The sequence below is a fragment of the Xanthomonas sp. WHRI 6106 genome (assembly GCF_040202405.1).
GTDB classification, from domain to species: Bacteria; Pseudomonadota; Gammaproteobacteria; order Xanthomonadales; family Xanthomonadaceae; genus Xanthomonas; species Xanthomonas cannabis.
On sequence record NZ_JBEGFC010000001.1, the window covers coordinates 430,113 to 444,461 of the forward strand.

The window sequence follows — 14,349 nt, forward strand, 5'->3', positions numbered from 1 at the left end:
CAACAGGTGGGTGCCACGATGGATCAGGGCGCCATTGCCAGCGTGCTGATGCCACCCTTGGCGACCACGGTGCCGGTGGCCACGCCACCCGGCGCACCGCCCGGTGGCTCCAGCGTCACGGCCAGGATCGCCTCGTTGCTCAGCATGGGCATCAGCTGATCGGGAATCTGCGCGCGACGTGCGCGCTGGTCGTCGAAGGTGCCCATCGAATGCGCCTTGCCGTCGGGAGTGATCAGCCACAGCTCCGGCACCTTGTCGGCGGTGGCGGTGCGATCCAGTGGCGTCACGGTGATGGTGTGCTTGTCGGCATCCATCAGCGCCACATACCCCGGCCGGCCGTCCTCGGTGGCGAGGGTGGACGTCATGGCGATGCCGGTGGCCGGCGGCGGCGTGACTGCAGGCGGGGTGACCGGCGTCTGCACCACAGGCCCCGAGGTCGGTGGCGGCACCGGTGCCTGCGGCGTGCGCAAGGTCAGCAGTGCGAGCACGCAGACGGCCGCGGTGGCAACGCCACCCGCGCTGGCCCAGCGCCAGAACCGCACGTTGTTCCACAACGGCGCGACCGGCGCGGTGGTCATGGCCGGCGTTGCCGAAGGCACGGCACGTAGCGGGGTGTCGAAGGCCAGGCTCTGGCGCACCTGCGCCCAGACCTGGTCGGGGGGCGTCACCGCGGCGATTTCTTCCAGCAGTGGCGCCAGATGCGCCTGCCACTGCAGCACCGCCTGCGCGAACTGACCGTCGGTGGCAATGCGCTGTTCGGCTGCCAGGCGCTCTTCGGCGCTCAGCAGACCTAGTACGTATTCGCCGGCAAGCACGTCGCGCGGCGGTTCCTGGTCGATGGGAAAGGGCGTGCTCATCGTTCCAGACATGCCTTGAGTTTGGCCAGGCCGCGGCGGATCCAGCTCTTGACCGTGCCGATCGGTGTATCGGTGCGCGCGGCGAGTTCTTCGTAGGTGATGCCTTCGAAGAACGCGGTGCGGATCAATTCGCTGCGTGGCGGCTCGAGCTCGGCCAGGCAGTGGTCGATGCGCCGCCGCGTGCTGGCACGCTCGGTGCGCTCCAGCGGCGAGACATCGCCATCGCGCAGTTCACCTGCATCGTCCAGTGCCACGTTGCGGCGCTGCGGCGCGTTGGCGCGCAGGTGATCGATCGCCTTGTTGCGCGCGATCATCGCCAGCCAGGTCAGCCCGCGCGCACGGCTGGGGTCGAACTGGCCGGCCTTGTGCCAGATCAGCGTGAACACGTCCTGCAGCACCTCTTCGGCTTCGGCACGTTGCGGGATCATGCGCAGGCAGACCCCGAACAGTTTGGGCGAGGTCTGCCGGTACAGCGCTTCGAAGGCATGCCGGTCGCCGCCCGCGGTTGCGGTCAGCAGGCGTCCGGTTTCATCGTCGTCGTGGCCAGGAATGGCACTCATGCGGTCGGGCGTTGGGTAAGGTGGGGGCGATGCTACCGGACTGGGCAGGCGCTGTCTGTCACTTGCGCAGCCACAGCAGCACGGCTGCGAGCAGCAGCAGGATCTCCACGCCGGCAAGCGCCACGGTAGGCGCGGAGACCGGCCACAGGCGCGCCAACGAGACGCTGCGGAACAGCACGATGGGGACGTAGAAGGCCAGTGCGACCAGCAGGCCGGTGCGTGGCTGGTCGATCCAGGCGAAATAGCCGAACAGGAACGCCATGCCCAGCTGCAGGCCGCCATAGATGACCAGATATTCCGACTGGCCGGCCGGCGACAGCTGCGTGTAGCCGACCGCGTTCGCGGTCTTGGTCGGGGAGAGCGTGCACCAGATCGCCAGGACGACGTAGAGCACTGCGTTGATCCAGAGATAGGCTTTTGCCATGACGGTGGTCCTGTACGAGGAATGGGTGCCCGGGCCGTTGTACGCAACGGCGTGTGGTCGGGCGTGAAGATGTGGCGCGTGTGGCTCACGGCGCCTCGCAGCTGCGGGCCAGCGCCTGCTCGCGCGCCTGGCGCAGCTCGTCATCGGTGCTGGCACGCGCAGCGGTGTCCGGGAAAACGATGCGCACCCGCGGGTAACGCCCCTGCGCATCGCGCAGGTTGCCGACGCCGCGGAATTCGAGCAGACGCTTGTTGGCGATGGAATAGCGCACCTCCAGCGACGGCACCGCCGCGCCGTACCACGCATCGAGCGAAATGCGCAAACGCCGCTGGCCGCCGCTGTCGTCGATGCGTTCGACCTTGAACGCCAGCTGCCGCTGCAGGCTGGGCAAAACGAAGTCCACGCGCTGCGGGGCGCCGGCGAGCGCGTCCCAGTGGGTGCGCAGATATGCATCGAAGCCGGCATCGATCACGCGCTCGTCTTCGCCGGCCGGCAGTGGCGTATGGCGTTCGGGTTTGCCGGGCAGCTGCTGGAACATTTCGCGCACGCCATCGCGCCGACGCACGCCTTCGCGATAGCCGTCGCGTCCATCGAGCAGGCTGAAGTCGGGCGCGGTGCCGCCGCCTTCGACCTGCTTGCGCGCAAAGGGTTGCCCGTTCGGGCAGCGATACAGCACCAACCGGCCGCCGTCGTCGAGCAGCCAGTGCGATTCGCGATACCGCAGTGCGCCGTTGTCGGCATCGAAGGCATCGCCTTCCACGCGCGTGACCGCTGCGGCCGACAGCGGCGCACTGCCCAGCACCAGCAGCAGCAACGGCGGAATCGGCCGGCAGTGTCTGGCCAGTGCGGCAACGGCAGCAGCAAATGGACGCATCGGTGGAGTCCTCGATGGGAGTGCCTAGCAATACGGGCGCGGCCGCAGCACGGATGCGCCGGCGGGGTCAGGACGTTCCTGACCGCATGTAGGACTGGGGCCACCGGTCCGGCGCCGCGTCGGGTCGCGCGGCTGGGAGCGCGCAGGGCCAGTACCGATGCCGATGCCTAGCCGGCGGCGTGCAGCACGATGCAATCCACCGGGCATGCCGGCAGGCACAGCTCGCACCCGGTGCACAGCGGTGCGATCACCGTGTGCATGTGCTTGGCACCGCCGACGATGGCATCCACCGGGCAGGCCTGGATGCACTTGGTGCAGCCGATGCAATCGGCTTCCACGATCCAGGCCACCTGCGGCGCTTTGTGCGCGCCGCGGCTGCGATCGAAGGGGCGCGCCGGCACACCCAGCACCCGGGCTAGCGCCCGCGCGCCGGCATCGCCGCCGGGCGGGCAATGGTCCACGCCGGCACGCCCATCGGCCATGGCCTGCGCGTACGGGCGGCAGCCGTCGTAGCCGCACTGGCCGCACTGGGTCTGCGGCAGCAGGCGGTCGAGGCGTTCGACCAGGTCGGGCACAGGCGTGATCATTGCCGCATCAGTGCAGCGGATGGCCGCGAAACCAGCGCTGTTGCGCCAGTGCGAGCATGGGTTTGTCTTCGCGGCTGTCGCCATAGGCATGCACGCACGCATAGTGCGACAGATCGTAGCGCGCGCGAATCTGCGCGGCCTTGTGCGGCCCGCAATCGCCCTGGGCATAGCGCCCGCTGAGGCGGCCGCCGTGGTGCTCCAGCCGGTTGCAGATCAGCGACAGCCCGTGTTGCGCGCACCACGGTTGCAGGTACAGATCCAGCGATGCCGACACCAGCACCACTTCGTGCCCCTGCGCCTGATGCCAGTCGATACGTTGCATCATCTCGGCACGCAACACGCCCGGGAGTGCGGTGCGCGCGTAATCGGCGCCATGCGCGACCATCTCGTCCAGCACGCGGCCACTGAACACCAGGCGCGTCACGCGCGCGCGCAGGGCCGCTGCAGACACAATGCCCATGCGATAGCCAAGCACCCAGGGGCCGACCTGCCACTTTGCCGCTGCCACCTGCGCCGGCGCCGCCACCTTGCGCAGAAAGCGCGCGTAGGTGTCGCAGGTGGTGATGGTGTGATCGAAATCGAACAGGGCCAGGTGCATGGGGGGCTGGGATTTGGGATTGGGGATTCGTAAAAGTTGGGGGCGAGAGTTGGTTCGGGAGCGAGAGTCGGGAGCGAGAGTCGGGGAGGGCGCTGTATTTCTCGGGCCAATCCGTTTTCCCTTCTCCCTGTTGGAGAAGGTGCCCCGCAGGGGCGGATGATGGTACGGGCGAAGCCACATGCAGTCTGGAAAGACGTCAGGGCTCCGCACCGTACCCTCATCCCGGCCCCTCTCCCGGCGGGAGAGGGGCTTGCACCTCGGGGATGTGTGGAAACGGGCTCGGCACTCGCTTTTGAAATCTCTCAGTGGTCAGATCCTGGAGCTTCACCGAGCATGTCTCGCAGACCAAATCAGGTGTTGCTTCTACGAATCCCCAATCTCCAATCCCGAATCCCGCTTCACCGCACCGGCATACCCGGCTGCGCGCCATCATCGGCATCCAGCAGCGCCAGTGCGCCGCCGTCGAAGCCGGCCGACAGGATCATGCCTTCGCTGATGCCGAAGCGCATCTTGCGCGGGGCCAGGTTGGCGATGAACACCACGCTGCGGCCGACCAGCGTTTCCGGTTCGCCATAGCTGCCGCGGATGCCCGAGAAGATCTGGCGCTTGCCCAGCTCGCCCGCATCCAGTTCGAAGCGCAGCAGCTTGTCCGAGCCTTCCACGAATTCGCAGACCAGCACCTTGCCGATGCGCAGGTCGAGCTTGGCGAAATCGTCGATACCGATGAGGCCGGGATTGGGGATTGGGGACTGGGGATTCGCAGCGGCGGCGGGCTTTGCGTCGGCCTTGGCTGGTGCGGGCTTGGCGGTTGCAGCGGGTACAGCAGGCGCGGCGAGAGTGTCTTTGGAAGCGTCGGTCATGGCGTCGATCAGTTTGGGGTCGATACGGGTGAACAGGGCGGTGTAGGGCTGGATCGTATGCGTCGTCAGCGGGCGCTCGACGTCTTCCCAGCTGGTCATCGGCGCAGACAGAAACGCTTCGGCTTCGGCGCAGGTGCGCGGCAGGATCGGCTTGAGCGCAGCCACCAGGATGCGGAACAGGTTCAGGCCCTGCGTGCACACCGACTGCAACTGCGCATCGGCGCCGTCCTGCTTGGCAATAACCCACGGCTTGGTGTCGTCGATGTACTTGTTGGCCTCGTCGGCCAACGCCATGGTCTGGCGGATCGCGCTGGCCGCATCGTTGCGTTCGTAGGCCTCGCGAATCGGTGCCAACGCCGCGACGAAACGTTGGTATTGCGCGGCATCGGGAAGCGCCTCGGCCAGCTTGCCGTCGAAGCGCTTGCCGATGAAGCCGGCGCAGCGGCTGGCCAGGTTGACGAACTTGCCGACCAGATCCGCATTCACCCGCGCGATGAAATCGCCCAGGTTGAGATCCAGGTCGTCCACACCACCGGAGGATTTGGCCGCGAAGTAATAACGCAGCGCTTCCGGCTCCAGGCCGACATCCAGGAACGTCCGCGCCATCACGAAGGTGCCGCGCGACTTGGACATCTTGGCGCCGTCCACGGTGAGATAGCCGTTGACGTGCAGGCGCGTGGGCGCGCGGTGGCCGGTGCCGTGCAGCACCGCCGGCCAGAACAGCCCGTGGAAATTGACGATGTCCTTGCCGATGAAGTGATGCAGCTCGGTCTGCGTGCCGGCCACCAGATGCGATTCGAAGTCTTCGCCCATCTGCGCGCACAGCGTCTTGAAGCTGCACAGATACCCGATCGGCGCATCCAGCCACACGTAGAAATACTTGCCCGGCTGGCCGGGAATCTGGAAGCCGAAATACGGCGCATCGCGCGAGATGTCCCAGGCGCGCAGGCCGCCCTCGGTGTCCAGCCATTCCTTGAGCTTGGCCTTGACGCCGGGCAGTGCCACGTCGCCGGCCAGCCACTCCCGCAGGAAGCCGTCGAAATGGCCCACTTCGAAGAAGAAATGCTCCGAATCGCGCAGCTCCGGCGTGGCGCCGGAAATCACCGACTTGGGCTCTTTCAGCTCGGTTGGCGCATAGGTGGCGCCGCAGACTTCGCAGTTGTCGCCGTACTGGTCGGCGCTGCCGCAATTGGGGCAGATGCCCTTGATGTAGCGGTCCGGCAGGAACATGCCCTTGGCCGGGTCGTAGAACTGCGCCACCGAGCGCCGGCTGATATGGCCGGCGGCCTCGAGCCTGGTGTAGAAGGCCTCGGTCAGCTCGCGATTGACCGGCGAATTGGTCGAGTCGTAATGGTCGAAGGTCACCCCGAACGCGGCGAAATCGCGCTCATGGCTGGCCTGGACGCTGGCGATGAAGGCTTCCGGAGTCACCCCGGCCTTCTCGGCGGCCAGCATGATCGGCGTGCCATGGGTGTCGTCGGCGCAGACGAACCAGGTCTTGTCGCCGCGCAGGCGGCGCGCGCGCACCCAGATATCGGCCTGGATATAGCCGACCAGATGGCCAAGATGCAGCGGGCCGTTGGCATACGGCAGGGCAGTGGTGACGAGTGCGGTGCGGGTCATGGCAGGCGTAATGCGGGGGACACGCGATTATCGCACGGCTATGCCAGCTGCCCGCCAACGTCCCCGGGGCAGGGCTGCAGGCCGGCGACCGGGCCCTTACCAGGCCCGGTCGCCGGCAGCCCTCAGAACCGGTGATTCAGGGTCAGCATGTAGCGACGGCCCAGCCCGTCATAGACCCACGGAAACGCCGCCAGCTTGTCGGTCACATTCAATGCGGCCAGATTGACGCTGGTGTGGCTGTCGAGCGCATAGCCCACGTTCGCGTCATAGGATGTAAAGCTGGGAATGCCTGCAAAGTCGCGTGTCTCGACCGTGTTGTTGAGGTCATACACCGCGCCGCTGGTGTAGTTGGCGCTCAGGCCAAGGTTCCAGTGCGTGCTCATGTAGCGCGCATTCCACTGGAATTGCCGCTTCGAGGTGTTGATCTCGCCGACCGCTTCGTCGGGCGGAACATCCTGTGCCGGCGCGCTTTCCAGGGTTTTGGGGAAATAGCCGTAGAAGCCCAGATCCACCACGCCGGTGCCCCAGTTCATGTCGGCCAGATCAAACCGATAATTGACCTCGGCCGTCCAACCGCGGAAGTTGGTGTACGGGCCGTTGGTATAGCTGGTGCGGATACTGTTGGCCACACCGGTTTGCGGGTTGCGCGTGATCAGGCTGCAGAAGCTGTTGGCATTGGGGACGTCGTTGACGTTGAAGGTGTCGCTATCGAAGCAGCCTGAGGCAATGTCGGCCTCCGTCAGCGTGGTGATCGCGTTGGTGATCTGGATGTCGTACCAGTCCGCTGCGATGCGCAGACCCTTGATCCATTCCGGCTGCAGCACGATGCCAGCCGTCCACGACTCTGCCTGCTCGTTTTGCAGGCGCGTATTGCCACTGACCGATCCAAGCTGGCTGCTGGGCGCCTCCTCAAACGATGCCGGGTCGACGTTGCTGTAATAGTCGAAGAATGCCTGGCAGTTGCGTGCACGCACGTCCGGCCGGGGGCCGCTGCCGATCTGCGCTGCGCTGCAAGGCTCGGGGATGAAGTAGTACGCGGGCTGTTGGCTGGTGTAGAGCTCGGCAATGGACGGAGCGCGGAACGAGCGGGTCTTGTTGCCGCGCAGCTGTACGCCCGCAACGGGCTCGTATTGCAGCCCGTAGGTGTAGGCGCTGAACCAGCCGTTGACGGTATTTTCAACCCGGCGGATCTTGCCGGTCACATCCAGCCGGTGCAGGCCAGGAATATTGGCGTCCGGGTTGACCAATGGCGCAAGAATCTCGCCGAAATATTCGTTGGTGGTGTACTCGCCGGAGGCCGGCTGGATCGGAACCGAACGCCCCTGGCCCAGACGCTCGAACTCGCTGGGCGTGAAGTTGCCCTGTTCCTTGCGGCGCTCGTAGCCGGCATTGAATCGCAGTTCGCCGCCTGGCAGGTCCAGCAGCGCGCCGGTAATATTGGCGTTGAACACTGTCTGCTTCATTTGCGCTTCTGCATGCGTCGGCGTGGTGACGTACCCGCGCGCAGCCGAAGAGGCTACACCTTCGCCGAAGATGTTCAACGGAACGCACGCCGGGTCGGCGGTGGTCCCGGCAGCCGCACTGTCGCAGACGATCTGGCCTGCACCATTCCGGGTGACATTGAGCGCATTGATGAAGTTCTGCTGGATCAGTCCGGTGCCGTAATAATCAAAGTTGCCTTCGCCGCGATTGACGCTCGCCTCCCAGGTGAAGTTACGACCAGCCGCATCGAACGCACCTTGCAGGCCGAAGACCGCGCGCCACAGGTTGGTGTCGGTGCCCGAGTTGTTCAAGGCCAGGTCGCGCGATGAGCGTGAAAGTACAAAGTCTTCTGCACCCAGGTTGCGCAGCACCTGCCGGTTTTGTTCGGTGAGGAACGGGTTGTTGATGTTGAAGTTCAAGGTGCCGCTCTGGTCGCCGCTGCCATCGACCGCGCCCACGCCGAAGCCGGCGGCGTTATAGACGTTCTGATCGACCAGCTCGCGTGCAGTCGAGCTGTAGAAGGAGGCTTCGAAAAAGCCGGAGACGTGCTCGTTGAAGTCGTAATTGCCGAGGGCAAACACCGACTTGCGGTCCAGGTCGGAAATGATCTGGGATGTTTCGGTCAGATCGACGCCGTCACCGCCGGAGGCATCGCTGACGCCAAAATTGGTGCCGGGGTTGTAGCTCACCAGGTTGCCATTGCGATCGAACTGCACGAACTGATCTTCGTTGCTGCCGAATCCACGCAGCTGCCCGCTGGCGTCGCGCACGGTGTTCCCGTCGGCGGGGAACAACACGCCACCCCAGGTCATGTCGCTGATGCGGCGATTGCGGATCAGGACACGCCCGGGGATGCCGTCGTTTGCGCCCGTATTGAACCCGGTTTGCGGGTTTACCCGGCCGTCGTTGCCAGGCGTCCGGCCCGGCTGAAATGCCGCGATCGCGCTGGCCGAAGGGTTGGGACGGGACGAATAGCTCTGGCGAAGGAATCTGCGTGCCGAGCTGAGGACGCCCTGGCTGTTGTCGGCGTCCAATGCGATGGTCACGTTCCCGCGGCCATCGGCAAAATTGCTGCCGAGCAGCGCCGAATAGTTGAAGCGCTCGTTGTCGCCGCGATCGGTGAGGCCATAGCCCATGCGCACCTCGGCACCCTGGTAGTTCTTCCTCAGGATGATGTTGCTGACGCCGGAAATTGCATCCGAGCCGTAGGTCGGAGCGCCGCCCACGCCGATGGTCTCGACCTGATCGATCAGGATGGTCGGGACAACATTGAGATCCACCTGGGTGCCTCCACCATCGGGGCCGAAGACGGTTGGGGGATTGGAGGAAACGAAGCGACGGCCGTTGATCAGGGTTAGTTGACGATTCGAGCCCAGACCGAAACGGCCAAGAAAGTTGACGCCCGCACCATAGCCGGATTGGTCGCCCTGCGAGGACGCACCCGCACTGAAGCTGGGTTGGATGAACATCGCATCGGCCACGTTGGTAAAGCCGAAGCCCTGGATGTACTCGCGGCCAACAACGTTCGCCGGCTCCAACGAATCGAACCCGACACGGGCGATGCGTGAGCCGGTCACCATGACACTATCGAGCTGCTTCGCCTCTCCGCCGGTACTGGCCTGGTCGGATGCAGCCGTTGTAGGTGCTTCACCCGTCTGCGCCTGTGCGGTGGTGGCGGCTACCAGTGCAGACATCAGGGCAAGACTCAGCGAGCTGGCGCGTGGCCAACGTGTGCGATTACTCATGGAATGGTTCTCTCCTCTAGCGGGCAGCGGTCATGTCGCAACGCCATGACCGGCGGATGAATTCGCGGGACATGTTTACCCCGTGTTAATTCATGCACGGTTGTGCTCGCTTTTGCAACGCGTCCATTCGCATTTGCTACGTATTTGGCGCATTAACTTCGTCATCGCCGCCGAACTGCCAGGCGCACTTGCTGGCGCACGTTGAAGATGACTCGTCAGTTGCAGGCGGAAGCGATTGTGACGCCCAGGGTGCGGCTCTCGCGAGTTGTATACCGCAAGAGGGTTCGCGCGGCTGACCAGGAAGGTCGGTCTCGCGTGCTGCACAGATAACGAAACGGGGGGGCGGTTACGTGGCGCGGTAACCCCCGTCGGAGAATGGAAGGCCGCCGCTTGCTGCTCGTCTACAGCGCAAACGGGGATGGTGGCGCATTGCACGCCACCATTGGCCATCGCATGTGCTGGTTACTCACGCACCCAGGTCTGCGTGCGGCCCAGCGCTTCGATGCCCACGTAGCCGCGCATCTGCAGCTTCTTGCCGCCTTCGGTCAGGGTGATCTTGGCCTTGTAGGTCTTGCCCTTGGCCGGATCGAGCACCGAACCGCCGTCCCACACGGCGGTGCCGTCGGCCTTGAGGCCCCACAGGATGGTCATGCCCTTGATCGGCTTGCCCTTGCGCTCGCCCTCGCACTTGTCGCAGAGCGGGTTCGGGCCCTTGGCCGACTGCAGGATCTCGACGACTTTGCCGCTGAGGGTGCCGTTGGCGGCCTGTTCGATCTGCACCACCGACTTGGGCTTGCCGGTTTCATCGTCGATGGTCTTCCAGCGACCGACCGGCGAGTCGGAGGCCTGAGCCAGCAGCGAGGCGGCGGCCAGCGGCAGGGCCACCAGCAGGGTCTTGAAGGTCTTGCGCATATGTCCCCTCCCAGGGATTGCTAGGGCCGCCGTCGGCGGCCTGATCGCGAATGTATACCGTGGAGTATGGTGCGGGAAAGACGCCCTGGAAGATGCGTTCATGCGCGGCCGCTGCAGGGTGAGCACACCCCCGGCCTTCCGAACCACGCGCGCGCGACTACGGCGGACGCCGCAGCCACGCCACGTTGCTGCGGCCATCACAGCCTGCTCCACCCGGCAGGTCAATTGGCCAGCAGACTGATCCGTCTACGGTTGTCGTCCGGTACCCTGTCGATCAGCTTGTTGTCGGGGTCGAACCCGGCTTCGATGGGCAGGTCGTCGACAGTCAAGGTGAAGCTGGGCGTTGCGCTGGTGACGTGCTGGCGTCGCAGCGCCAGCAGTGGCGCCGGGGCGTTCTTGGCAGAGGGCAGGCCGTAGATCGCCACTTCGATCCAGTCGTCCATCGGCACCGCGTGTTCCTTGCCGCGGCCATCGGCCTGCATCTTGGCCGCCTGCGCCTGCACGGTCACATCGAAGCGTCCATCCGGGCGCTTGCGGGCCTGCGCGCTCACCACGCGGTTGTCGTAGAAGGTGATCCTTTCGAACAGGTCGGTGATCATTGCCTGCTGATCGGGGCGTGCCTCGGCACGAATGGCCTGCAGCAGCTCGGCGGAGGTGGTGTAAGGCGGCTGCTGAAATGCCTTGGCCTGCAAAAAACGCTGCAATGCGCGATTGAGCGCCTGTTCGCCGAGTTCCTCGCGCAGGCGGTAGAATACCAGCGAACCCTTGCGGTAGTGGATGTACTGCTGGTTTTCCACCCGATACAACGGCAGCTCATCGATCGTTTCGCCGCTGCGTCCTTCCAGATAGCGGTCCAGTTCGTACTTGAGGAAGCGGCGCATGCGCGCGCGCTCGTATTCGCGCTCCATCACCATCAGCGCCGAGTACTGCGCCAGTGATTCGGACAGCATGGTGGCGCCTTGCACATTCGCACCGATCACCTGATGCGCCCACCACTGGTGCGCCACCTCATGCGCGGTGACGTAGAACACATAGTCGATGTCGTTTTTGTCGCGCAGGTCGGCGATGAACCCAATCGATTCGGAATAAGGGATGGTGTTGGCGAACGACTGCGCAAACCCCGCATAGCCCGGGAACTCGATGATGCGCACCTGATGATGCTGGTAAGGGGTGAAATTGGCTTCGTAATAGGCCAGCGACTTCTGCACGCCTTCGATCATGCGTTGCACGTTGTACGGGTGCTTGGGGTCGTAATAGATCTCGATTGGAATCTTCTTGTAGTAGGCCTTGCGCACCTGCCAGCGCGCCGACAGGTAGGCATAGAAGTTGAGCATCGGGCGATCCATCACGTAGCGGAAGCAGCGCCTGCCAGCCTGCTGGAACTCCTTCTGCAGATAGCCGGGCGCCAGTGCGATCTGATCCGGGGCAGTGCAGATGGTGCTGGCGAACTGTAGCCAGTCAGCATCGTTGCTGACATACGTGTTGGCGCGGGCAGCCTGGTCTTCCAGCTTGGGCATGCGCGTCGGCTCGCCCAAGCCACGCTTGCGGCGGTCGTTGCGGTCGGTGATCTCGGTTTGCGTGTTGTAGCCGAACCAGGGCAATGACCTGCTGTTGAAGAAAGTGCCGTTGGCGACCAGATCGGTCTGTGCCTGCGCGGCGGTAAGGCCATGCGGGTGCTGGTCCACACGGAAGCGGAACATGCGCTCCTCGCCAGGTTGCAGCGGGTGCTGCAATCGATAGATGCGGTAGCCGGCCGGAATGTCATGTGTGATCAGCGTCTGCCCGCCCAGATCCACTGTCACCAGGCTACGGTCGCCGCTGCGGCCCTGCATGCCGATGTGCACCTCGCTGATCGGTACGCTGTGGCTATTGCGCACGGTCCAGGTGGCATCGATCACGGCTGACTGCGTTTCCGGATGCAGGTCGATGTGGTTGTCCACGGCGATGATGCGCGGCTGCGGCAGGTCCTTGTACTTACGGTACTCGCGCTCGTAACGTGCTTGCAGGTCCAGCTCTTGTTCCGGCGACAGGAAGCTGTTGTAGACGTTGGTGTTCCAGTACAGCCAGCCGCCGATTGCTGCAAAGCCGAGCAGGCTGATCGCCAGTGCCGCGCCGGTGAGGCTGCGCAGGCGCCGCAGCGCCACGCGCGCACGTTGGCGCAGGCCATGGCCGACACCACGCGGCCAGAACGCCGAGGACAGCAGCAACAAGGCCAGCAGGAACACGCCCCAATACGCCTGGAACCACAACTGTCCGGGCAGGAAGTGGCCAAAGCCGTTCATGTCCGAATACGGTGCGTTGGGCCAGCTTCCGAAGTTGTACAGGTTCTGCGTGTAGTCGAGCAGCGACAATACCGATTGCCCGATCAACACCAGCATCAGCAATGCGTAGCCGACGAACTTGTTGTTGCTCAACACCTGTAGCACCAGGGCCATGCCACCCATCAGGACGTACAGCACCGAGCCGAGCGCCATGGTCTTGAGATACAGCAATGGCTCGATCGTGGTGTAGCCACGGCCGAGTTGCAGCACGATCGAGGTCAACGCGCCAGCGAACTGGAAGCTGGCGATCACGGCCAGCAAGGCGACGAACTTGCCGAGCAGCGGAACCCAATCCGGCACCGGCATGGCATCGGTGATGCCGTCGATGCGGTTGCCGCGTTCCTTCCACACCAGTTCGCCGGCATAGAACAGCACCACGATGATCAGCAGAAAGCTGTAGCTGTTCTGCAGTGCTTGCAGCATCAACGAGGTGACCGGCAACACGGCGGTGCCGTAAAGGCGCGCATTGAACAACGCGGTCGGGACGAAGTTGGCCAGGCCCAGCATGAGCAGCACCACGAACGGCGTGCTGCGCAGCACGCCGAGCGTGTCGAAACGGATCTGGCGCAGCAGCTGCCGGAAGGCGGTGGTGGCCGCGAAGGCGGGCGTCACGGTGAGGCCGGTGGTGGTGATGGCACGCACGCTGGCTGTTTGCGCGCTGGAAGACGCCGCAGGCGTCGTGCCGCGGCGACCACGCGTGTCGCTACGTTCGGTGCGGAACCGTGCGAAGGTCGCAGCGAACAGCAGCCCGCCCATGCCCAGCCACAGCGCGCGATTTGCGAGCAGGTAGCCGGCCAACGGAGGTAACTGCAGGTTGCGTTGTTCCGCCGACCAGTAGCGCAGCGTTTGCGATAGTGCGCGGATGCCGAGCGGGTCGGACAGGGTCGCAACCCAGACGTTGTCCAGATCGGCCAGCAGTGCACGGCTCACGCCATACAACACGAAAACCACGATGACGCCGATGTAGACCCACAGGATGCTGCGCGTGGTGACCGCCAGCAGCGACAGCAGCGCGGTGGTGAACAGCAGGTTGGGCAGCACCAGCACCAGCAGCGACCACAGGTACGGCAATAACGAGACCGGCCCCAGCCGCGCCGGGTCGATCCAGGGCATGAACTGCGCTACGAACATGCCCAGCGCGATCACCAGATACATCACCGTACCGGCGATCAGCGCCGCGCCGATGCGGCCGCACAGGTAATCGCGGCGACGCACCGGCGTGGAAAACACCAGCTCTGCGGTGCCCAGCTCGAAATCACGCAACAACGCATTGCTGACGAACAGCGCAGCCACCAGCAGGCCGAGCAGGCTGAAAATCGCCAGCACGCTGGCGATCACGGTCGGCGCGTTGCGCAGCACATTGCCGATGCCGCCACCGATCTGCACGGCATCGCTGGCCAGCGCGGCAAAGGCCAGCAACGCGTATAGCGTGGCTAGCAGCCACAGGAAGGGCGAGCGCAGTTGTTCGCGCAGTTCGAAGCGCAGGAACGCCAGGATCATGGCCGC

General features: G+C 64.7%; 10 protein-coding genes. All 10 read right to left on the bottom strand.

Annotated elements, in window-relative coordinates; genetic code table 11:
• Positions 1 to 23 precede the first annotated feature (23 nt).
• The 10 genes from ABQZ09_RS01955 to ABQZ09_RS02000 all read right to left on the bottom strand — a co-directional run bounded on the left by ABQZ09_RS01955 (position 24) and on the right by ABQZ09_RS02000 (position 14,343).
• Complete coding sequence (locus ABQZ09_RS01955) at positions 24 to 857, bottom strand: anti-sigma factor (protein ID WP_349775972.1); 834 nt, start codon at positions 855 to 857, stop codon at positions 24 to 26.
• Positions 854 to 1,417: a sigma-70 family RNA polymerase sigma factor gene (locus tag ABQZ09_RS01960; protein ID WP_039412353.1), complete on the bottom strand. Its 564-nt coding sequence runs from the start codon at positions 1,415 to 1,417 to the stop codon at positions 854 to 856. Before ABQZ09_RS01960 ends, ABQZ09_RS01955 begins: the two co-directional genes overlap by 4 nt.
• Positions 1,418 to 1,475: 58 nt before the next feature.
• Complete coding sequence (locus ABQZ09_RS01965) at positions 1,476 to 1,841, bottom strand: DUF4345 family protein (protein ID WP_047693671.1); 366 nt, start codon at positions 1,839 to 1,841, stop codon at positions 1,476 to 1,478.
• A gap of 85 nt (positions 1,842 to 1,926) precedes the next feature.
• Positions 1,927 to 2,715, bottom strand: coding sequence for a hypothetical protein (locus tag ABQZ09_RS01970; RefSeq protein WP_349775973.1), 789 nt, complete (start codon positions 2,713 to 2,715; stop codon positions 1,927 to 1,929).
• A gap of 167 nt (positions 2,716 to 2,882) precedes the next feature.
• Entirely contained in the window at positions 2,883 to 3,302 is a 420-nt protein-coding gene (rnfB, locus tag ABQZ09_RS01975) for an Rnf electron transport complex subunit RnfB (protein WP_349775974.1), read from the bottom strand.
• Positions 3,303 to 3,309: 7 nt separating this feature from the next.
• On the bottom strand, positions 3,310 to 3,900 hold the full coding sequence (locus ABQZ09_RS01980) for an HAD family hydrolase (protein ID WP_349775975.1): 591 nt from the start codon (positions 3,898 to 3,900) through the stop codon (positions 3,310 to 3,312).
• A 398-nt stretch (positions 3,901 to 4,298) separates the two neighbouring features.
• Positions 4,299 to 6,383: a methionine--tRNA ligase gene (gene metG / locus ABQZ09_RS01985; protein ID WP_349775976.1), complete on the bottom strand. Its 2,085-nt coding sequence runs from the start codon at positions 6,381 to 6,383 to the stop codon at positions 4,299 to 4,301.
• 122 nt (positions 6,384 to 6,505) lie between these two features.
• Entirely contained in the window at positions 6,506 to 9,610 is a 3,105-nt protein-coding gene (locus ABQZ09_RS01990; RefSeq protein ID WP_349775977.1) for a TonB-dependent receptor domain-containing protein, read from the bottom strand.
• A 462-nt stretch (positions 9,611 to 10,072) separates the two neighbouring features.
• On the bottom strand, positions 10,073 to 10,522 hold the full coding sequence (locus tag ABQZ09_RS01995; protein ID WP_047693663.1) for a DUF2147 domain-containing protein: 450 nt from the start codon (positions 10,520 to 10,522) through the stop codon (positions 10,073 to 10,075).
• A gap of 221 nt (positions 10,523 to 10,743) precedes the next feature.
• Positions 10,744 to 14,343 (bottom strand): ABC transporter permease/M1 family aminopeptidase, encoded by a 3,600-nt coding sequence (locus tag ABQZ09_RS02000; RefSeq protein ID WP_349775978.1) that lies wholly within the window; start codon positions 14,341 to 14,343, stop codon positions 10,744 to 10,746.
• Positions 14,344 to 14,349 lie beyond the last annotated feature (6 nt).